The sequence below is a fragment of the Microbacterium sp. M3 genome (assembly GCF_033548675.1).
Taxonomy (GTDB): Bacteria; Actinomycetota; Actinomycetes; order Actinomycetales; family Microbacteriaceae; genus Microbacterium; species Microbacterium arthrosphaerae.
Genome location: NZ_JAWTZT010000003.1, coordinates 37,137 through 56,037, shown reverse-complemented (window position 1 = coordinate 56,037; position 18,901 = coordinate 37,137). Strand labels below are relative to the sequence as shown.

Below are 18,901 nucleotides of genomic sequence, written 5' to 3'. Positions count from 1 at the left end.
GGCGTCCTGAGGAGGCTCCACGATGCCCACCACCCCGTACGACCCGCCCGAGCTCGCTGCCGGCACGCTGCGGGTCGTCCCGCTCGGCGGCCTGGGCGAGGTCGGCCGCAACATGACCGTCTTCGAGTACGGCGGCAAGCTCCTGATCGTCGACTGCGGCGTGCTGTTCCCCGAGGAGCACCAGCCTGGCGTCGACCTGATCCTCCCCGACTTCGAGCCGATCAAGAAGCGGCTCGACGACATCGTCGGCGTCGTGCTCACCCATGGCCACGAGGACCACATCGGCGCGGTGCCGTACCTGCTGAAGCTCAAGAGCGACATCCCGATCATCGGCTCCGGCCTGACGCTCGCGCTCACCGAGGCGAAGCTCAAGGAGCATCGCATCAAGCCGTACAGCCTGACGGTCGCGGAGGGGCAGCGCGAGAACCTCGGGCCGTTCGAGCTCGAGTTCGTCGCGGTGAACCACTCCATCCCCGACGCGCTGGCGGTGGCGATCCGCACGCCCGCCGGTCTCGTGCTGGCGACGGGCGACTTCAAGATGGACCAGCTGCCGCTCGACGGCCGGCTGACCGACCTCCGCGCGTTCTCGCGGCTGGGGGAAGAGGGTGTGGACCTCTTCCTCGTCGACTCGACGAACGCCGACGTTCCCGGCTTCACGCCGCTCGAGCGCTCGATCGGACCCGTGCTCGACCAGGTCATCGGCAAGGCCCCGCGTCGCGTCATCGTGGCGAGCTTCTCGAGCCACGTGCACCGCGTGCAGCAGGTGCTGGATGCCGCAGCCGCCCACGGCCGCCGCGTGGCGCTCCTCGGCCGCAGCATGCTGCGCAACATGACGATCGCCGAGGAGCTCGGCTATCTGCACGTGCCCGAGAACGTGCTGATCGACTACAAGAAGGCGCGCGACCTGCCCGACGACCAGATCGTCTACATGTCGACGGGCTCGCAGGGCGAGCCGATGGCGGTGCTCAGCCGCATGGCGAACCTCGACCACGCGATCGAGCCCGGACCGGGCGACACCGTCATCCTCGCCTCGAGCCTCATCCCCGGCAACGAGAACGCGGTGTACCGGGTGATTGACGGGCTTACCAAGCTCGGCGCGAACGTCGTCCACAAGGGCAACGCCAAGGTGCACGTGTCGGGGCATGCGGCGGCGGGCGAGCTGCTCTACTGCTACAACATCCTGAAGCCCCGCAACGTGCTGCCCGTGCACGGCGAGTACCGGCACCTCATGGCCAACGCCCGCCTCGCGCAGGACACCGGGATCGCGCCCGAGCGCACGCTGCTGGCCGAGAACGGCACGGTCATCGACCTCAAGGACGGTGACGCGCAGGTCGTCGGCCAGCTCGACCTCGGGTTCGTGTACGTCGACGGGTCGACGGTCGGCGAGATCACGGATGCCGACCTCAAGGACCGCCGGATCCTCGGCGAAGAGGGCTTCATCTCGGTGATCGTGGTCGTCGACGCCTCGACGGGCAAGGTCATCTCCGGCCCCGAGATCCACGCGCGCGGCTTCGCGGAGGATGACGCGGTGTTCGAGAGCGTCAAGCCGAAGATCGCCGCGGCGCTCGCCGAGGCGGCGACCTCGGGCGTTCGCGACTCGCACGCCCTCTCGCAGGTCGTGCGTCGCACGATCGGCCGCTGGGTGAACCAGTCGCTGCGCCGCCGCCCGATGATCGTCCCGCTGGTGATCGAAGCGTAGCGAGATCACCGTCGGGCGGAGTATCGAAGCGTAGCGAGATCACCGTCCGGCGGAGTAGCGAAGCGTAGCGAGATCACCGTCGGGCGGAGTATCGAAACGTAGCGAGATCACCGTCGGGCGGAGTATCGAAACGTAGCGAGATCACCGTCGGGCGGAGTATCGAAACGTAGCGAGATCACCGTCCGGCGGAGTAGCGAAGCGTAGCGAGATCACCGTCCGGCGGAGTATCGAAGCGTACGCGCACCGGCATCACGCTCTCCCTCCGTCTCGTCATCGCGGCGTAACACGCACGCCGTAGCATCGCCTCGTGGCCTCCAGCTTCCGTGTGCGCGCGGCCGTCGCCTCCGACGGCGCGTTCCTCGGCGACATGGTGGTCGAGGCCGCGAACTGGGCGCAGGGCGGTGTGAGGCCGCGCCACGAGGTCATCGGCGGCGACGACCACCGGCGCTATGTCGCGGGGTGGATGCGCCCGGGCGACGCCGGATTCGTGGCGGAGGATCTCCATGGCGAGCCGGTCGGCGCGGCGTGGTACCGCATGCTGCCGCGCAGCGATCCCGGCTTCGGGTATGTCGGCACGGGCGTGCCGGAGCTGATCATCGGCGTGCGGCCCATCTGGCGCGCCCACGGCGTGGGCAGGACGCTGCTGCAGCGGCTCTGCGAGCACGCCCGGAGCCAGGGCTTCGCCCGCATCAGCCTGAGTGTGGAGCGCGGCAACTTCGCGTCGACGCTGTACCGCACCGAGGGGTTCGCGGTCGTGCGGAGCGGCCTGGGCCGCGACACGATGGTCAAGCGGCTCCGCTGAGGAATGCGCGACCACGCCTCGGCGGGTCGCCGACGGGCGGCGTGGTTGCCGGGGATTGTCGGTGACGACGCCTACCGTGGAGGGATGGCCAGGAGCTCAAGCCCGACCAAGGGGTCGAGCGCGTCGTCGAGCGCGCGTTCCGGTGCGTCGGCGACGGCGCGCAAGCCTGCGGCCGCGAAGCCGGCCCCGGCTCCCAAGCGCTATGTGAACGAGCCCGACCGGCCGCCCGTCGTGGTGCGCGCGTGGATGGGGCTGGCGCACGCGACCGGCGCGCTGTTCCGCGCGTTCGGTCCCGAGACGCTCGAGAAGGAGCAGCGCCGCGACGGCTTCCCGTTCCTCCTGGTGCTGCTCGCGATCGCCGGCGCGGTGAACGAGTGGTTCTTCATCGGCAGCGAGGTGTCGGCGAACATCAGCGCCTATACTGTGGGCGCCCTGATCGGCCGGGAGGCGTTCGTCCTGCCGGTGCTGCTCCTGATCCTGGCGGGCTGGATGTTCCGGCATCCGTCATCGGTGCACGACAACGGCCGCGTCGGGATCGGGTTCGGACTGCTGCTGATCACGATCGCGGGCTTCTGCCACGTCGCGGGCGGCCGCCCGCAGCCGAACGAACTGCTGCCCGCGCTCAGTCAGGCCGGCGGCCTGTTCGGCTGGATGATCGGCGAGCCGCTCGCACTCGTGCTCACCGACGTCGGCGCGTACGTCGTGCTGTCGCTCCTAGCCGTGCTCAGCATCCTGATCATCACCAAGACGCCCCCGAACCGGATCGGGCGCCGACTCGGCGAGCTGTACGCGTGGATGTTCGGCGCCGAGCCTCGTGAAGACAAGCCTGTGACGGATGCCGCAGCCGAGGCCTCCGACGACGACGGCGACCCCTCGCTGCCCTGGTGGCGGCGCAACAAGACGGGGCGCGAGAAGGACCCGGACGACGGTCTCGGCTCCGAGGACCTCACAGAGCTGCTGCCGGTGGGGTCGTCGCAGGGCGGCTTCGATCAGGCCGTCGTGCCGACGACGCCGCCGCCTCCCGCGCCGGCCGCCGCGACGGACGCCCTCACCGAGATCATCGATCCCTCGGTGCTGTCCGCGGCGAAGGCGGCGACCTCGTCGCACACGTCGCTGCGCGACGACGCGGAGATGATCGAGGATGACGGCACGCTGCCCGGCCTCGACGGCATCGGCTCCACCACCGCGCTGGACTCTCCGTCCGCGCCGTACCGCCTCCCGTCGGTGAACGCGCTCGCGGCCGGCACGCCGCATGTCGCGCGCTCGCAGGCGAACGACGAGACCGTTCGCGCGATCACGAGCGTGCTCGAGCAGTTCAAGGTCGACGCCCGCGTCACCGGCTTCTCGCGCGGACCGACAGTGACGCAGTACGAGATCGAAGTCGGCCCGGGCGTCAAGGTCGAGCGCATCACGGCGCTGACCAACAACATCGCCTACGCGGTCGCCTCCAACGAGGTGCGCATCCTCGCTCCCATCCCCGGGAAGAGCGCCATCGGCGTCGAGATCCCCAACACCGACCGCGAGATCGTGACCCTCGGCGACGTGCTCCGCTCGACCGCCGCGACGAACCAGACCCATCCCATGACGATCGGCGTCGGCAAGGACGTCGGCGGCGGCTACGTCGTGGCGAACCTCGCCAAGATGCCCCACCTGCTCGTGGCCGGTTCGACCGGCTCCGGAAAGTCGAGCTTCGTCAACTCGATGATCACCAGCCTGCTGATGCGGGCGAAGCCCGCGGACGTGCGGATGGTGCTGATCGACCCCAAGCGCGTCGAGCTCACGTCGTACGCGGGCGTGCCGCACCTCATCACGCCGATCATCACGAACCCGAAGAAGGCGGCAGAGGCGCTGCAGTGGGTCGTGAAGGAGATGGACATGAGGTACGACGATCTCGCGTCCTTCGGCTTCCGTCACATCGACGACTTCAACAAGGCCGTCGTCGCGGGCGAGATCACGCTGCCGCCCGGCAGCGAGCGGGTGCTCAAGCCGTACCCGTATCTCCTCGTGGTCGTCGACGAGCTCGCCGACCTCATGATGGTCGCCCCGCGCGACGTCGAGGACTCGATCGTCCGCATCACCCAGCTCGCCCGCGCGAGCGGGATCCACCTGGTGCTGGCCACGCAGCGCCCCTCGGTCGACGTGGTCACCGGCCTCATCAAGGCCAACGTGCCGTCGCGCCTCGCTTTCGCGGTGACGAGCGTCACCGACTCGCGGGTCATCCTCGACCAGCCGGGCGCCGACCGCCTGATCGGTCAGGGCGACGGCCTGTTCCTGCCCATGGGCGCCTCCAAGTCACTGCGCGTGCAGGGCGCGTGGGTCAGCGAGAGCGAGATCGAATCGGTCGTGAAGCACGTCACGGCGCAGGCGCGGCCGGAGTATCGCTCCGACGTGCAGGCCGCGGCCGAGAAGAAGGAGATCGACGCCGACATCGGGGACGACCTCGAGCTGCTCCTGGCCGCCGCCGAGCTGGTGGTCTCGAGTCAGTTCGGCTCGACGTCGATGCTGCAGCGCAAGCTCCGCGTCGGCTTCGCGAAGGCCGGCCGCCTCATGGACCTGCTGGAGTCGCGCGAGATCGTCGGCCCGTCCGAAGGCTCGAAGGCCCGCGACGTCCTGGTCACCGTGGAGCAGCTGCCGACCGTGCTGGCGCGACTCCGCGGCGAAGACGTCCCCGCTGCGCCGGCCGCCCCCGCGGCGCCTGGCGGCCCGGCGTCGGCTGCGGACGACCGCTACGGGACGGATGCTGTCGACGCGCAGTACGACGGCTACCCGGTCGTCGACGGTGACGAGGGCTCCGAAGACGCCTGGGGTCTCACCGGACGCGACTGACCCGCGGCTCGCCGCGGCCTCGCGCAGGTCGGCGCCGTCCCGGCGGCGCCGATAGGCTCGAGGCCATGGCGATTCCGCGGCAGCTGCCGAACGCGATCACGATCGTGCGCATCCTGTGCGCCCCCGTGTTCCTCTGGATGCTCCTCGCGGACGGGGGAGCGGACGGACCGCTGCGGTGGTGGGCGGCGGTGCTGTTCATCGTCGCGATCGCCACGGACGGGGTCGACGGGTATCTCGCCCGCAGGAACGACATCGTCACCGACCTCGGCAAGCTCCTCGACCCGATCGCCGACAAGGTGCTCACCGGCTTCGCCTTCATCGGTCTGTCGATCCTCGGGGAGCTCCCGTGGTGGGTGACCATCGTGGTGCTGATCCGCGAGATCGGCATCACGATCTATCGCCTGATCGTGGTGAGCGATCACGTGCTCGCGGCGGCCTGGATGGGCAAGCTGAAGACCCTCGCGCAGGGGGTGGCGCTGTCGCTGGCATTGCTCCCGCTGTGGACGGTCGTGGGCGAGTGGATCTTCTGGGTCAACGGCATCACGATGACGATCGCCGTGATCCTCACGATCGCCAGCGGCATCGACTACGTGGTCACCGAGGTGCGCGGCGCCCGCGCGAAGCGGAGGGGTGCGTGACGGACGAAGCCGTCGCACTCCTGCGCGCACTCGACGCGCGGGGGTGGTCGATCGCCGCCGCGGAGTCGCTGACCGGCGGACGCGTCACGGCGACCCTGGTGGACGTGCCCGGCGCCTCCGCCCACGTGCGCGGGGGGATCGTCGCCTACGCGACCGATCTCAAGGCGTCGGCGCTCGGCGTGGAGCCGGACCTCCTCGCCGCGCGGGGCGCCGTCGATCCCACGGTCGCCGAGCAGATGGCGCAGGGCGTGCGCCGCGTCCTGCGCGCGGACGTCGGGCTGGCGACCACCGGCGTCGCCGGTCCCGATCCTCAGGACGGGCACGCGGTCGGCACGGTCTACGTCGCCGTCGCCACGCCCGAGACGGCGATCGTGTCCGCCCTGTCGCTGTCGGGCACCCGCGACGAGATCCGCACCCGCAGCGTGCAGGGCGTGCTCGAGCTCGCGCTCACCGTGGTGTGAGGCAGCCGCTCGCTCCAGCGCCTCGGGAACAGACGGTGTTTCGTCTCGGTTACATTCGGTGATTCCCACCCATCACCCAGTTCACGGGATTAGATTGGCATCAGCAGGTGCTGTACTGTTGTCCACCCGGACGACGGCGGAATCGGAAGTAAGGAGGGGGCCCGATGATCCTGGTACGTCAAGAGATCGGCGAAGTGCTTCGTGATTTCCGTCAGCAGAAGGGGCGCACCCTCCGTCAGGTGGCGAGCCGCGCGAGTGTCGCGCTGGGCTATCTGAGCGAGGTCGAGCGGGGCCAGAAAGAGGCCTCGAGCGAGATCCTCGCCTCGGTCGCCGAGGCGCTCGACGTCCCCATCTCGACGATCATGCGCGAGGTCGGAGACCGCATCTCGGTTCTCGAGGGCCTGCAGACCTTCCCCGACGTCGTGCCCGACGACCTCGTGGCCTCGGTCGACGCCGAGCTGTCGCTCCGCTGATCCTGCCCTCCGCCCTTCGATGAAGCTCTGGAGCCGCCGGCACCCATGCGTCGCAGTGAGTTCAACCGCGCCGTGAACGACGAGTTCGGCGGGCGCGCCGGCACGGTGGTGACGGACCTCGTCCTCTCCCAGGTCGGAGGTCGCACCGCCGCCGACGCGATCGCCGCGGGCGTCGACCCGCGCGAGGTCTGGCTCGCGATCTGCGAGGAGCTCGACGTCCCCGCCGAGCGCCGCTACGGCGTCGGCCGTCTCGAACCTCGTCGCCGCTGAGGCGGCGTTCGATACCGCCGCGGCGCGGCGTGTCCTCGAAGAAGTGTTCGATATCGGCGTAGGCTCCTGCACAGCAGGTGTCGAGGACGTGTTTTCCACGGACCGGGGAGGAGTGAGGGCCGATGTCGGAGCCCCTCCCTAACGTGATCCACGTCGAACGACACCACACGCCTTGTCGCAGCATCCGTCCCACCGGGCCGGAGCGCGACAGCCTACAGGCGACGGAACGCGAGTAAGAGGAGCACGTCATGCCATCACCCGTTGACCGCGAGAAGGCCCTGGAATCGGCCCTCGCCCAGATCGACCGGCAGTTCGGGAAGGGCTCGGTGATGCGGCTCGGCAGCGACGAGCGCGCTCCCGTCGAGGTCGTGCCCACCGGCTCGATCGCGCTCGATGTCGCCCTCGGCATCGGCGGGCTCCCGCGCGGCCGCATCATCGAGATCTACGGGCCGGAGTCGTCGGGTAAGACGACGCTGACCCTGCATGCGATCGCCAACGTGCAGCGCGCCGGCGGCATCGCCGCGTTCGTCGACGCCGAGCACGCTCTCGACCCCGACTACGCGCAGAAGCTGGGTGTCGACATCGACCAGCTGCTCGTCTCGCAGCCCGACACGGGTGAGCAGGCCCTCGAGATCGCCGACATGCTGGTGCGCTCCGGCGCCATCGACCTCGTCGTCATCGACTCCGTGGCCGCGCTCGTGCCCAAGGCCGAGATCGAGGGCGAGATGGGCGATTCGCACGTCGGTCTGCAGGCGCGCCTCATGTCGCAGGCGCTCCGCAAGCTCACTGGTGGCCTCAACCAGACGAACACCACGATGATCTTCATCAACCAGCTGCGCGAGAAGATCGGCGTCTTCTTCGGTTCCCCCGAGACCACGGCCGGTGGAAAGGCGCTGAAGTTCTACGCGTCGGTGCGCCTCGACATCCGTCGCATCGAGACCCTGAAGGACGGTGCCGAGGCCGTCGGCAACCGCACGCGCGTCAAGGTCGTGAAGAACAAGATGGCTCCGCCGTTCAAGCAGGCCGAGTTCGACATCCTCTACGGCGTCGGCATCTCGCGCGAGGGAAGCCTCATCGACTTCGGCGTGGAGCACGGCATCGTCAAGAAGTCGGGTGCGTGGTACACGTACGAGGGCGAGCAGCTCGGTCAGGGCAAGGAGAACGCCCGCAACTTCCTCATCAAGAACGAGGACGTGGCGGCCGAGATCGAGTCGAAGATCAAGACGAAACTGGGCATCGGCGTTCCGCGTGGCGCAGCCGAAGCGCCCGGCGACGAGCTGGCGGCACGCCGCCCGGCGTGATGGTCCGCTTCGTCGACAGCGGGGACGAGTCCGACGTCGGATCCGGCGACGGACTCGCCCCCGTGACGTCGATCTTCAGCGAGCGCGGCCGAAAGGGGTACGCGAAGTCCGCGGCCGACGTCCGTCAGGAGCTCGAAGATCGGATCCCCTCCGCGCGACGCGCGCTCGAGGACCGGATCCCGTCCGCTCGGCCGGAGGTGGAGCGCCGGATCCCCACCGCCGAGCCGGAGCGCGAGGACCGGGTCCCCTCCGCTGCTCCGATCGACTTCGATGCCGAGCGCTCCGAGCGGGGCCGCTCGCGCGCGGGCACGGGCCGGGGGAGTGAGCGGGGGCAGGCGAGCCCTGCGGAGGCGGCGGAGCAGGGGCTGCTCAAGAAGCTGCGCGGACGGCAGCTGTCGGTCTCGGAGGCGAAGGCCTACCTCCGTCAGCACGACCTCGACGCCGACGCCGAGCAGGCGCTCCTCGACGCCTTTCTCGCACGCGGTTACCTCGACGACGCGCGGCTCGCGGAGCAGCTCGTGCACGCCGGAGTCGACCGCAAGGGGCAGGGGAGGCGGGCGATCGCGCAGAGTCTCGCCCAGCGCGGGGTGCCCCGCGATGTCGCCGACTTCGCCCTGGCCGAGCTTCCCGACGACGACGCCGAGCGTGCACTCGAGTTCGCCCGCACGAAGGCGGGCTCGATGCGCGGGCTCGAGCGCGACGTCGCGCTGCGCCGGCTGGCCGGGCAGCTCGCGCGACGCGGCTACGGCGGACCGGTCGCCCTCGACGCCGCTCGGCAGGCGCTCGACGAGGCGGGCCGGCCCTCCGGCCGAGTGCGGTTCGAGTAGCGGCGTCGGTCCGGCGCGGGACGCGGCATCCGCCTCCGGCTCGTCCGATCGGCGCGGCTCGTAGAATGGCCTGATCATGTCTTCGCCCTCCGCAACCCCGACTCTCATCGCGCCCTCCGTCGCCGCGCACGGCGTCGACGGCCGCGCGCGCACCTACGAGGTGCGCACCTTCGGCTGTCAGATGAACGTGCACGACTCCGAGCGTCTGTCCGGTTCGCTCGAGAGCGCCGGATACGTCCGCGCCGAGGTCGGCGAAGAGGCCGACGTCGTCGTCATCAACACCTGCGCCGTCCGCGACAACGCCGCCGGCAAGCTCTACGGCACGCTCGGTCACCTGAAGTCGCGCAAAGACAAGCACGACGGCATGCAGATCGCCGTCGGCGGCTGCCTCGCGCAGATGGACAAGGAGGCGGTGCAGCAGAAGGCCCCGTGGGTCGACGTGGTGTTCGGCACCCACAACATGGGTTCGCTGCCGAGCCTGCTCGAGCGCGCCCGCCACAACGGCGAGGCCGAGCTCGAGATCCTCGAATCCCTCGAGATCTTCCCATCGACGCTCCCGACCAAGCGCGACAGCATCTACAGCGGCTGGGTGTCGATCTCGGTCGGCTGCAACAACACCTGCACGTTCTGCATCGTGCCGAGCCTCCGCGGCAAGGAGAAGGACCGCCGCCCGGGCGACATCCTGAACGAGATCCGCCTGCTCGTCGACGACGGCGCCATGGAGGTCACCCTCCTGGGGCAGAACGTCAACTCCTATGGCGTCGAGTTCGGCGACCGTCAGGCGTTCGGCAAGCTGCTCCGCGCCGCAGGTGAGATCCCCGGGCTCGAGCGCATCCGCTTCACCAGTCCGCACCCGGCGGCCTTCACCGACGACGTCATCGACGCGATGGCCGAGACGCCCGCCGTCATGCCGCAGCTGCACATGCCGCTGCAGTCGGGAAGCGACCGGATCCTCAAGGCGATGCGCCGCTCGTACCGCAGCGAGCGGTTCCTCGGGATCCTCGACCGCGTCCGGGCCAAGATCCCGAACGCCGCGATCTCGACCGACATCATCGTCGGTTTCCCCGGCGAGACCGACGAGGACTTCGAAGACACCATGCGCGTCGTCGAGCAGGCACGCTTCGCCAGCGCGTTCACGTTCCAGTACTCGATCCGCGAGGGCACACCCGCCGCCACGATGCCCGACCAGGTGCCGAAGGAGGTCGTGCAGGCGCGCTACGAGCGCCTGGTCGCCCTCCAGGAGCGCATCTCGCTGGAGGAGAACCAGAAGCAGCTCGGCCGCGAGCTGCAGGTGCTCGTCTCGACCGGCGAGGGGAAGAAGGATGCCGAGACCCACCGGCTGACCGGTCGCGCCGAAGACAACCGGCTCGTGCACTTCGAAGTGCCCGCCGGATCCGACACGCCCCGCCCCGGCGACGTCGTGTCGGTGGTCGTGACGCACGCGGCGCCGTTCCACCTGCTCGCGGACGCGCCGGACGGCGCCCCGCTGCGCATCCGTCGCACCCGCTCGGGCGACGCCTGGGATCGCGCGCAGGCGGAATCCTGCGGTGTGCCCGCGCCCGCCGACGGCGCGACCGCCGGTGCGCCGCGGTCGGTGTCGCTGGGTCTTCCCACCCTCCGCCTCGGCGTGTGAAGGTCGTCGGTCGTTGACCGCGGAGCGCCGCGACGAGGCCGAACGCCGCGGGCAGCCCGCCGCGCCTGCCCCGGAGGCCTCCGCCTCGCCCGCCGCGCACGCCGACGGGGGCACCGCTGACCCGTCACCTCGGCTCTGGGCGGTCGTGGGTGCGACCGGCACCGGCAAGACCGCGCTCTCGCTCGACCTCGCCGAAGCGCTCGCGGCGCGCGGCCGCCCGGCGGAGATCGTGAACGCGGACGCCATGCAGCTCTACCGCGGCATGGACATCGGCACTGCCAAGCTGCCGGTCGACCAGCGCCGCGGCATCCCGCATCATCTCTTCGACGCGCTCGACGTCACCGAGGACGCGGCGGTGGCCTGGTATCAGGATGCCGCGCGCGCCGCGATCACCGGCATCCACGCCCGCGGTGCCGACGCCGTCCTGGTGGGCGGGTCGGGTCTCTACGTGTCGAGCGTGCTGTTCGACTTCCGGTTCCCGCCCCGCGACGAGGAGCGGCGCGCCGCTCTGGAGGCCGAGCTCGACGAGCGCGGTCCAGGGGCCCTGTACGCCCGGCTGCGTGAGCTCGACCCCGCCACGGCGGTCAGGGTCGATCCGCGCAACGGCCGGCGCATCGTGCGCGCACTCGAGGTGCTCGCCCAGGGCGAGCGCACCCACGGCGCCGCGCTGCCCGACGAGCCCGTGCTCTGGCGCGACGCGACGAGGATCATCGGCGTCGCCGTGCCGCGGGAGCAGCTCGTCGCGCGCCTGGACGCGCGGGTCGAGCGGATGTGGGCCGACGGCCTCCTCGACGAGGTGCGAGACCTGCGGGAGCGCGGCCTGGAAGGCGGCGTCACGGCGCGACGCGCGATCGGATACGCGCAGGCGCTCGCCCAGCTGGCGGGCGAGATGACGGCATCGCAGGCGATCGACGAGACCCAGGGGCTGACACGGCGATACGCCCGGCGCCAGGTGTCGTGGTTCAAGCGATACCAGGGTGTCCGGTGGGTCGACCCGGGAGCGGATGCCGCAGCACTGGCAGACTCGACCGCATGAGTCTCGACATCCGGCCCTTCGATCTCGCCGACACCGAGGCGGTGGTGTCGCTCTGGCAGGCCGCGGGCCTGACTCGTCCATGGAACAACCCGTACCAGGACATCCGCCGCAAGCTGTCGGTGCAGCCCGAGCTCTTCCTCGTCGCCGCCGACGGCGCGGCCGTCGTCGGGACGGTCATGGCCGGGTACGACGGTCACCGCGGCTGGCTCTACTACCTCGCCAGCGCACCGGATCGCCGCGGCGAGGGGATCGCGCGCCGCCTGGTCGCCGAGGCCGAGGAACGGCTGATGGCGATGGGGTGCCCGAAGGTGCAGCTGATGGTGCGGCCAGAGAACGGCGTCGCGCGCGGCTTCTACGACGCGCTGGGCTACGAGCCGTTCGACACGTGGAACACGGGCAAGCGCCTCATCGCCGACTGACGCGGGACGCCCGCCCTGCACCCGCCGGAGCCGCCCCGGCCCGCCCCTAGACTGGGACGATGCCGCAGACGATCACGTTCACCAAGGGCCACGGCACCGGCAACGACTTCGTGATCGTCCCCGACCCGGATGGCGCCCTCGACCTCACCGACGACCAGGTCGCGGTGCTGTGCGACCGGCGGTTCGGCATCGGCGGCGACGGCATCCTCCGGGTGGTGCGCGCGCGGGCGATCCCCGAGGGCGCGGAGGCCGCGGACGCGGGCGCCGAGTGGTTCATGGACTATCGCAACGCCGACGGGTCGAAGGCCGAGATGTGCGGCAACGGCGTTCGGGTGTTCGTGCGCTATCTCGTCGACGTCGGCTGGGCCGATGTCGACGGCGGGCCTCTGGCGGTGGGCACGCGTGCCGGGGTCAAGACGGTCACCCGCAGCGACGGCACGCTCGGCGAGCGGGGCTACGAGGTCGACCTGGGCGCGTTCCGGGTCGACGAGTCCGAGGTCCTGGTGCGCACCCGAGGGGGCGGAGCCCCCCGGCCCGGCGTGGGCATCGACGTCGGCAATCCGCACGTCGTCGTGGCGCTCCCCGACGAGGCCGAGCTCGAGGCGCTGGACCTGACCGCGCAGCCGCTCCTGCACCCCGAGGCCCCGCACGGCGCCAACATCGAGTTCGTCGTGCCGAGCGATCCCCTCGTGCGAGAGGGCGTCGGCTCGATCCGCATGCGGGTCTTCGAGCGGGGCGTGGGCGAGACGCTGAGCTGCGGCACCGGCGTGGCCGCCGCCGCGCTGGCGGTGCGGCACTGGGCAGGACCGGCCGCCCCGGACCACTGGCGCGTCGACGTCCCGGGCGGCACGCTCGGGGTGCGGATGCCGGAGGTCGACGGCGAGCGCCACGTGCTGCTCTCGGGCCCCGCCACGCTGGTCTACAGCGGCGAGGTCACCCTGGCGTGACGACGCCGGGCCGGGACTCGTCCCGGCCACCGCATGCGGGATGATCCCGGGTCGGCGGTCAGAGCTCGGGGAGCGCGATCGGCTCGCTCGGCGGCGAGCCGTGGCGGCGCACCTTCAGCACGCGGAAGCCGCGGGCGGTGGCCGCGCGGTGCACGCTGAAGCGCCGGTCGAGCGTGGCCGCCAGCCACCGCTGCAGCGAGTCGGAACCCAGGTTTCGCTGCACGACGAGCCAGGCATCCGCCCGCTCGTCCAGGCGCGGGATCCACCGCTCGAGCAGCCCGTGCAGCTCGTTCTTGCCCACCCGGATGGGGGGATTGGAGCGGATGGTGCGGAACATCACGTCATCGGGAACATCGTCGGGCAGCACGGCGTTGACGTTCGTGAGCCCGAGGTCGTTCGCGTTGCGGCGCACCAGGTCGAGGGCCCGCTCGTTCACGTCGACCGCCCACACCGTGGCGTGCGGCGCGTCGAGGGCGAGGCTGAGCGCGATCGGTCCCCACCCGCAGCCCAGGTCGAGGAAATTCCCGCCGGGTGGCGGCGGGGGAGTGTTCGACAGCAGCACCGCGGTTCCCGAGTCCACGTGGTCCGGGCTGAAGACGCCCCCGGCGGTCGTGACCTCGAGAGCGCGTCCGGCGAGCGTGACGCGGATGCGGCGCAGGTTCTCGGGGCTGGCGGGCGTCGCACTGAAATAGTGGTCGCTCCCCATGGTCGACGAGCCTAGCGGAGGTGCTCGTCGCGGCGGGAGCGTAGAATTCACGGATGCCTCGAACCGGCCGATGAACGGCGGAAAACGGCATCCCATCGATACACGAAGGAACACATGACGGATACGACAACCCCCCACAGCACCGACGAGACGCCGGTCGACCCGGTGGATCGCGTGCTGGCGCGCGCCGAAGCACGCTCGGGGGTCCACGTCTTCGGGGCTGCGCAGGCGCTCCAGGACGAGGCGACGATCGGGCAGGCCGACACCGACGGCGAGCAGTGGGACCGCGAAGAGCGGGCCGCGCTGCGGCGCGTCCCCGGACTCTCCACCGAGCTCGAGGACGTCACCGAGGTCGAGTACCGGCAGCTGCGACTCGAGAACGTCGTGCTGGTCGGCGTGCACGCGCAGGGCGAGACGGTGGATGCCGAGAACTCGCTGCGTGAGCTGTCGGCGCTGGCCGAGACGGCCGGCGCCGTCGTGCTCGACGGCGTCCTGCAGCGGCGTCCCCACCCCGATCCGGCGACCTACGTGGGCCGCGGCAAGGCCGAGGAGCTGCGCGACATCGTCGCCGCGGTCGGCGCCGACACCGTGATCGCCGACACCGAGCTCGCGCCCAGCCAGCGTCGCGCGCTCGAGGACGTCGTGAAGGTGAAGGTCATCGACCGCACCACCGTGATCCTCGACATCTTCAGCCAGCACGCCAAGAGCCGCGAGGGCAAGGCGCAGGTCGAGCTCGCGCAGCTCGAGTACCTGCTGCCGCGCCTGCGCGGCTGGGGCGACTCGATGAGCCGCCAGGCCGGTGGGCAGGTCGGCGCCGGCGGTGCGGGCATGGGCTCGCGTGGTCCCGGTGAGACGAAGATCGAGCTCGACCGCCGGCGCATCCGCACGCGCATGGCGCAGCTGCGTCGCCAGATCCGCGACTTCGCCCCGGCGCGCGACGCCAAGCGCGCCGAGCGCAAGCGCCACACGATCCCGTCGGTGGCGATCGCGGGGTACACGAACGCCGGCAAGTCGTCGCTGCTTAACCGGCTCACGAGCGCCGGCGTGCTGGTCGAGAACGCGCTGTTCGCGACGCTCGACGCCACGGTGCGCCGCACCGAGACCACCGACGGCCGCGTCTACACGCTCACCGACACCGTCGGCTTCGTGCGGAACCTCCCGCACCAGCTCGTGGAGGCGTTCCGCTCGACCCTCGAAGAGGTCGGCGACTCCGACGTCATCCTCCACGTCGTCGACGGCTCTCACCCCGACCCGGCGGCGCAGCTGGCGACGGTGCGCGACGTGATCGGCGACGTCGGCGCCCGCGACATCCCGGAGCTCGTCGTCTTCAACAAGGCGGATCTGCTCGACGACGACACCCGCCTGGTGCTGCGCGGGCTCGAGCCCAAGGCGGTCTTCGCCTCGTCGCGGACCGGTGAGGGCGTCGAAGAGCTCCGCGCCGCCATCGAGGCGGCGCTGCCGCTGCCGGCGGTCGAGGTGCGGGCACTCGTGCCCTACGACCGCGGCGACCTCATCTCGGCCATCCACGAGCAGGGCATGATCCTGTCGCAGGAGCACGAGGAGGGCGGCACGGCCATCCACGCACGCGTGGGCGAGCACCTCGCCGCGCGGCTGGCCCCCTTCGAGGTCTGACCCGCACGCCGCAGCTCGAGCCGCTACGCGAGCTCGAGCGGCGGCACCCCGGGCGTCTCGAACCCGAGCACGCGCCCGAGAAATGCCAGCTCCGCCTCCATCGTCCGCACGAGGGTGGCAGCCCCGCGGAACCCGTGGCCCTCGCCCTCGAAGGCCAGATACGCGTGCGCCACGCCGTTCGCGGCGAGGGCGTCGCGCACCGCTTCCGACTGCGCGGGCGGCACGACCTGGTCGTCCAGTCCCTGCTCGATCAGCAGCGGCGTCTGCATCCGCTCCAGGCGCGACAGCGGCGACCGCTCGACGTACAGCGCCTCGGCCTCGGGGAGCGGACCGACCAGGCCGTCGAGGTAGCCGGCCTCGAAGTCGTGCGTGTCCTCGGCCAGGCGGCGCAGGTCGGCGACGCCGTAGCGGCTGATCCCGGCTGCGAAGGCGTCGGTGTCCGTCAGTGCGCAGAGCACCGTCCAGCCGCCCGCCGATCCGCCCGCGATCGCGAGCCGCCGCGCGTCGGCGACGCCCGCCGCGGCGAGTCCCCGGGCGGCGGCCACCACGTCGTCGACGTCGACGACGCCCCACTGCCCGAGCAGGCGCTCGCGGTAGGCGCGACCGTACCCGCTCGAGCCGCCGTAGTTCACGTCGAGCACGCCGATGCCTCGGCTCGTGAGATAGGCGATCTTGCCGGATGCCGCGCCCCCGACATGATCGGTCGGTCCGCCGTGCACGAACACGACATAGGGCGGCAGCTCACCCGCCGGCGCGACCGCGTGGGGGTTCGTCGGCGGGTAGTCGAACGCGTGCACCGGCCCGTGCAGGCCGGGGACCGTGACGGCGCGGGAGCGCGGCATCCATTCGTCTCCCCACGGGGAGGAGGCGCCCACCACCAGGCGGCCGGCGTCGGGCCGGTCGACGTCGATCTCCCACAGCCCCGCACCGGAGGCCCCCGCCCCCGCGAGCAGCAGCCGCGAGCCGCGCACGTCTTCGATCGAGAGACGGGTGACGGGCTCGACCTCCAGGTCGCGGACCTCGCCCGCGGGGTCGATGGTCACGAGGCGCTCGGCGCCGTTCGTGCGCACGGCGACGATGCGGCCGTCGCCCAGGGCCGCGAACCAGCGCGTGCCCAGCACCCAGAGCGCGCCGCCGGTGTCGGCGTCCGCGGGGGCGAGGGCTTCGGGCGCACCGCCGTCCACCGGGCCGAGCGCCCACAGGTTCCAGCGCCCGGACGGATCGTCGGCGTAGACGAGCTCGTCGTCGCCGACCCATTCCGGCTGCAGCGGCGCCCGGCGGAGCCCCTCGCCGCCGGCGACCACGGTCCACTCCGAGACCCTGCCGCCCTCCAGGGGGCCTACGCGGAGCTCGGCGCGGTCCCACGCCATGTCGGGACGGTTCCAGGCGATCCACGCCAATCGCGTGCCGTCGGGGGACAGCGCCGGATGCGCCACGAAGTCGCTGCCGGCGGCGAGAGAGGCCACCCGTGCCGGGTCGGCCGCGGCAGCACCCTCGAGCGGAATCTCGACGATATCGCGCGCGGGGACCGCGCCGGCGGTGTGATCCTCCCGCACCGCGAGGAGCCGGCCGCCCTGCAGCGTCAGCCCGCCGTAGCGCACATCGCCCGCGTCGGGGGTGAGGGGCCGCGGCTCGGAGTCCGGGTCGAGGCGCCAGACCCGCTGGTCCGTCTTCTCGACGAAGTACAGCGTCCCCGCATCGTCGGCGGTCCATGATCCGCCGCCGTACTCGTGCACGCGCGGTCGCGCGCTCCACGGGGCGGGCAGCACGTCGACGACGGTTCCGGATGCCGCCCTCCGGCGCACCGCGGACCTCCCGCCCTCGTCGGCGACCGACTCGCCCCACCAGGTCTCGGGCCCCGCCGCCGTGCCGCCCACGAAGCGGGCGCCCTCCAGCCGGGGAGAGCCCGCAGACACGGCGGCGGCCGACAGCGGCGACGGCCAGCTGCCGTAGGGGAGCACGACGGGGGAGCCGGGAGCATCGGGAGTCGTCACGCCCCCACGCTACGGCGTCGCGAGGGTCGCACCGCGATCGAAACACAACGTCACAGGCCCAGCGCAGGGGTCGCGCTCCGCTACGGTGGACCCATTGTCGCCCGGTCGTCCGCGAGGACACCCCACCTCGGGGTCCGGGCAGGAGCGACAGCCGAGCCCGGCACCCGCCCGCGATGACACCCCGTCGGCCGTTGCGGCCGGTGAGTGGTGCCGCGGCCGCCCGGGCACTTCCCGTTCGGCTCAGCCCCTGTCCCCGATCCGAGAAGCAGGCCATGTCGATCGATCTGAGCACTCCTCCCGTGCCGATCTCCTTCGAGGTGTACCCGCCGCGCTCCGACGCCGGTTTCGCGGCACTGCACGAGACCATCCGCCACCTGGCATCGGTCGATCCGCGGTTCATCTCCGTGACCTACGGCGCCGGTGGCTCCACCGGCGGGCGCTCCCTCGAGCTGCTGACCCACATCCTGCGCGAGACCCACATCGAGCCGCTCGCGCACCTGACCTGCGTGGGCAACACCTACGCCGGCGCGAACGCGCTCATCCGCGAGTTCCTGGATGCCGGCATCACGAGCTTCCTCGCGCTGCGCGGCGATCCGCCGGCCGGTGCCTCCGAGGACGACGCGTTCCTCGGCGACCTCGAGAGCGCCGCGCAGCTGGTGCAGCTCATCGACCGCGTGCAGGCGGAGCGTGCGCCCTACACCGAGGCGCCGATCCCCGGTGTACCCGGCGCGGTGCGCGTCGAGAAGCGCCGCAAGATCGACATCGCCGTCGCCGCGTTCCCGAACGGTCACCCCCGATCGCGCTACGCGTCCGAGCACATCGACGCCCTGCTGGCCAAGCAGGCGGCGGGTGCCACGCTGGCGATCACCCAGCTCTTCTTCCACGGCGACGACTACCTCGCCTTCGTGCAGCGCTCGCGGGAGGCGGGCGTCACCATGCCGATCCTTCCCGGGATCATGCCCATCACCTCGCCCGCGCGCCTGCGGCGCGTGCTCGAGCTCACCGGTGAGGAGCTGCCGGGCGACCTCGCCATCGCGCTGGAGGTCGAGCCGACCGCACAGGGGCAGCGCGAGGTGGGCATCGCGCACGCCGCCCGCCTCGCGCGCGAGGTCCTCGACGGTGGGGCCCCCGGCATCCATCTCTACGCCTTCAACAATCACGACACGGTCCTCGAGGTTCTGCGAGAGGCCGGGGTGCTGACCCCGCCCTCCCGCGTCCCCGACCCCACCCGCTGACG

General features: G+C 71.5%; 17 protein-coding genes. 15 read left to right on the top strand and 2 right to left on the bottom strand.

Going from position 1 to position 18,901, the window contains the following annotated elements:
- Positions 1 to 22 precede the first annotated feature (22 nt).
- The 13 genes from R8Z57_RS10035 (at position 23) to dapF (ending at position 13,332) form a co-directional block, all read left to right on the top strand.
- The gene (locus R8Z57_RS10035; RefSeq protein ID WP_318353628.1) at positions 23 to 1,699 is read left to right on the top strand and encodes a ribonuclease J; all 1,677 of its coding nucleotides are present in this window, start codon (positions 23 to 25) and stop codon (positions 1,697 to 1,699) included.
- Positions 1,700 to 2,006: 307 nt separating this feature from the next.
- Positions 2,007 to 2,501: a GNAT family N-acetyltransferase gene (locus tag R8Z57_RS10030; protein ID WP_318353627.1), complete on the top strand. Its 495-nt coding sequence runs from the start codon at positions 2,007 to 2,009 to the stop codon at positions 2,499 to 2,501.
- An 84-nt stretch (positions 2,502 to 2,585) separates the two neighbouring features.
- The gene (locus R8Z57_RS10025) at positions 2,586 to 5,327 is read left to right on the top strand and encodes an FtsK/SpoIIIE family DNA translocase (protein ID WP_318353626.1); all 2,742 of its coding nucleotides are present in this window, start codon (positions 2,586 to 2,588) and stop codon (positions 5,325 to 5,327) included.
- Positions 5,328 to 5,392: 65 nt separating this feature from the next.
- On the top strand, positions 5,393 to 5,965 hold the full coding sequence (gene pgsA, locus R8Z57_RS10020) for a CDP-diacylglycerol--glycerol-3-phosphate 3-phosphatidyltransferase (RefSeq protein ID WP_318353625.1): 573 nt from the start codon (positions 5,393 to 5,395) through the stop codon (positions 5,963 to 5,965).
- Positions 5,962 to 6,426, top strand: a complete 465-nt coding sequence (locus R8Z57_RS10015) for a CinA family protein (protein WP_318353624.1) — start codon at positions 5,962 to 5,964, stop codon at positions 6,424 to 6,426. Before pgsA ends, R8Z57_RS10015 begins: the two co-directional genes overlap by 4 nt.
- A gap of 164 nt (positions 6,427 to 6,590) precedes the next feature.
- Entirely contained in the window at positions 6,591 to 6,899 is a 309-nt protein-coding gene (locus R8Z57_RS10010; RefSeq protein ID WP_109211855.1) for a helix-turn-helix domain-containing protein, read from the top strand.
- A 45-nt stretch (positions 6,900 to 6,944) separates the two neighbouring features.
- Positions 6,945 to 7,169, top strand: coding sequence for a DUF3046 domain-containing protein (locus R8Z57_RS10005; RefSeq protein WP_318353623.1), 225 nt, complete (start codon positions 6,945 to 6,947; stop codon positions 7,167 to 7,169).
- A gap of 248 nt (positions 7,170 to 7,417) precedes the next feature.
- Positions 7,418 to 8,470, top strand: coding sequence for a recombinase RecA (recA, locus tag R8Z57_RS10000; protein WP_318353622.1), 1,053 nt, complete (start codon positions 7,418 to 7,420; stop codon positions 8,468 to 8,470).
- Complete coding sequence (locus R8Z57_RS09995) at positions 8,470 to 9,297, top strand: regulatory protein RecX (RefSeq protein WP_318354074.1); 828 nt, start codon at positions 8,470 to 8,472, stop codon at positions 9,295 to 9,297. Before recA ends, R8Z57_RS09995 begins: the two co-directional genes overlap by 1 nt.
- A 76-nt stretch (positions 9,298 to 9,373) precedes the next feature.
- Positions 9,374 to 10,930: a tRNA (N6-isopentenyl adenosine(37)-C2)-methylthiotransferase MiaB gene (miaB, locus tag R8Z57_RS09990; protein WP_318353621.1), complete on the top strand. Its 1,557-nt coding sequence runs from the start codon at positions 9,374 to 9,376 to the stop codon at positions 10,928 to 10,930.
- Between the two features lie 145 nt (positions 10,931 to 11,075).
- A complete protein-coding gene (gene miaA / locus R8Z57_RS09985; protein WP_318354073.1) occupies positions 11,076 to 11,966 on the top strand; it encodes a tRNA (adenosine(37)-N6)-dimethylallyltransferase MiaA in 891 nt (296 codons plus the stop codon).
- On the top strand, positions 11,963 to 12,385 hold the full coding sequence (locus tag R8Z57_RS09980) for a GNAT family acetyltransferase (protein ID WP_318353620.1): 423 nt from the start codon (positions 11,963 to 11,965) through the stop codon (positions 12,383 to 12,385). Before miaA ends, R8Z57_RS09980 begins: the two co-directional genes overlap by 4 nt.
- Before the next feature lie 59 nt (positions 12,386 to 12,444).
- Positions 12,445 to 13,332: a diaminopimelate epimerase gene (gene dapF / locus R8Z57_RS09975; protein ID WP_318353619.1), complete on the top strand. Its 888-nt coding sequence runs from the start codon at positions 12,445 to 12,447 to the stop codon at positions 13,330 to 13,332.
- Between the two features lie 58 nt (positions 13,333 to 13,390).
- On the opposite strand, the gene R8Z57_RS09970 is transcribed toward dapF, so the two are convergent.
- Complete coding sequence (locus R8Z57_RS09970) at positions 13,391 to 14,038, bottom strand: class I SAM-dependent methyltransferase (RefSeq protein ID WP_318353618.1); 648 nt, start codon at positions 14,036 to 14,038, stop codon at positions 13,391 to 13,393.
- A 114-nt stretch (positions 14,039 to 14,152) separates the two neighbouring features.
- Here R8Z57_RS09970 and hflX point away from each other — a divergent pair, with 114 nt between their 5' ends.
- Positions 14,153 to 15,670 carry a GTPase HflX gene (gene hflX / locus R8Z57_RS09965; RefSeq protein WP_318353617.1) on the top strand — a complete coding sequence of 506 codons (1,518 nt, stop codon included), beginning with the start codon at positions 14,153 to 14,155 and terminating at the stop codon, positions 15,668 to 15,670.
- A 23-nt stretch (positions 15,671 to 15,693) separates the two neighbouring features.
- Here the strand turns inward: hflX and R8Z57_RS09960 are convergent, their stop codons facing one another.
- Entirely contained in the window at positions 15,694 to 17,664 is a 1,971-nt protein-coding gene (locus R8Z57_RS09960) for a S9 family peptidase (RefSeq protein WP_318353616.1), read from the bottom strand.
- A 272-nt stretch (positions 17,665 to 17,936) separates the two neighbouring features.
- Between R8Z57_RS09960 and R8Z57_RS09955 the strand changes: the two genes are divergently transcribed.
- Positions 17,937 to 18,899, top strand: a complete 963-nt coding sequence (locus R8Z57_RS09955) for a methylenetetrahydrofolate reductase (protein WP_318353615.1) — start codon at positions 17,937 to 17,939, stop codon at positions 18,897 to 18,899.
- Positions 18,900 to 18,901 lie beyond the last annotated feature (2 nt).

Bases quoted from the DNA above. Each gene is read 5' to 3' on its own strand.
- R8Z57_RS10035 (WP_318353628.1), top strand. From the start codon at position 23: ATGCCCACCACCCCGTACGACCCGCCCGAGCTCGCTGCCGGCACGCTG.
- R8Z57_RS10025 (WP_318353626.1), top strand. From the start codon at position 2,586: ATGGCCAGGAGCTCAAGCCCGACCAAGGGGTCGAGCGCGTCGTCGAGC.
- pgsA (WP_318353625.1), top strand. From the start codon at position 5,393: ATGGCGATTCCGCGGCAGCTGCCGAACGCGATCACGATCGTGCGCATC.
- R8Z57_RS10010 (WP_109211855.1), top strand. From the start codon at position 6,591: ATGATCCTGGTACGTCAAGAGATCGGCGAAGTGCTTCGTGATTTCCGT.
- R8Z57_RS10005 (WP_318353623.1), top strand. From the start codon at position 6,945: ATGCGTCGCAGTGAGTTCAACCGCGCCGTGAACGACGAGTTCGGCGGG.
- recA (WP_318353622.1), top strand. From the start codon at position 7,418: ATGCCATCACCCGTTGACCGCGAGAAGGCCCTGGAATCGGCCCTCGCC.
- R8Z57_RS09995 (WP_318354074.1), top strand. From the start codon at position 8,470: ATGGTCCGCTTCGTCGACAGCGGGGACGAGTCCGACGTCGGATCCGGC.
- miaB (WP_318353621.1), top strand. From the start codon at position 9,374: ATGTCTTCGCCCTCCGCAACCCCGACTCTCATCGCGCCCTCCGTCGCC.
- R8Z57_RS09980 (WP_318353620.1), top strand. From the start codon at position 11,963: ATGAGTCTCGACATCCGGCCCTTCGATCTCGCCGACACCGAGGCGGTG.
- dapF (WP_318353619.1), top strand. From the start codon at position 12,445: ATGCCGCAGACGATCACGTTCACCAAGGGCCACGGCACCGGCAACGAC.
- R8Z57_RS09970 (WP_318353618.1), bottom strand. From the start codon at position 14,038: ATGGGGAGCGACCACTATTTCAGTGCGACGCCCGCCAGCCCCGAGAAC.
- hflX (WP_318353617.1), top strand. From the start codon at position 14,153: ATGACGGATACGACAACCCCCCACAGCACCGACGAGACGCCGGTCGAC.
- R8Z57_RS09955 (WP_318353615.1), top strand. From the start codon at position 17,937: ATGTCGATCGATCTGAGCACTCCTCCCGTGCCGATCTCCTTCGAGGTG.